Annotated in this window: 1 protein-coding gene and 1 pseudogene; one reads left to right on the top strand and one right to left on the bottom strand. The window is 45.0% G+C overall.

Annotated elements, in window-relative coordinates; translation table 11 throughout:
* Window positions 1-305: pseudogene (locus ACSIPU_RS30515) on the bottom strand (APH(3') family aminoglycoside O-phosphotransferase); the annotation flags it as partial.
* A 150-nt stretch (window positions 306-455) separates the two neighbouring features.
* On the opposite strand from ACSIPU_RS30515, the gene ACSIPU_RS30510 reads away from it, so the two are divergent.
* Window positions 456-516, top strand: a 61-nt coding sequence (locus ACSIPU_RS30510; RefSeq protein ID WP_001549973.1) for a hypothetical protein, incomplete at its 3' end; no start/stop codon positions are given.

The raw sequence follows: 516 nt of genomic DNA, 5'->3' as shown, positions 1-516 counted from the left end.
GGGATCGCAGTGGTGAGTAACCATGCATCATCAGGAGTACGGATAAAATGCTTGATGGTCGGAAGAGGCATAAATTCCGTCAGCCAGTTTAGTCTGACCATCTCATCTGTAACATCATTGGCAACGCTACCTTTGCCATGTTTCAGAAACAACTCTGGCGCATCGGGCTTCCCATACAATCGATAGATTGTCGCACCTGATTGCCCGACATTATCGCGAGCCCATTTATACCCATATAAATCAGCATCCATGTTGGAATTTAATCGCGGCCTCGAGCAAGACGTTTCCCGTTGAATATGGCTCATAACACCCCTTGTATTACTGTTTATGTAAGCAGACAGTTTTATTGTTCATGATGATATATTTTTATCTTGTGCAATGTAACATCAGAGGGCACTGTTGCAAATAGTCGGTGGTGATAAACTTATCATCCCCTTTTGCTGATGGAGCTGCACATGAACCCATTCAAAGGCCGGCATTTTCAGCGTGACATCATTCTGTGGGCCGTACGCTGGT

It is taken from the genome of Klebsiella sp. HN106 (assembly GCF_051209435.1).
GTDB classification, from domain to species: domain Bacteria; phylum Pseudomonadota; class Gammaproteobacteria; order Enterobacterales; family Enterobacteriaceae; genus Klebsiella; species Klebsiella oxytoca.
Note: the sequence above shows the minus strand (reverse complement) of the source record. Positions and strands in the feature narration are given on the sequence as shown.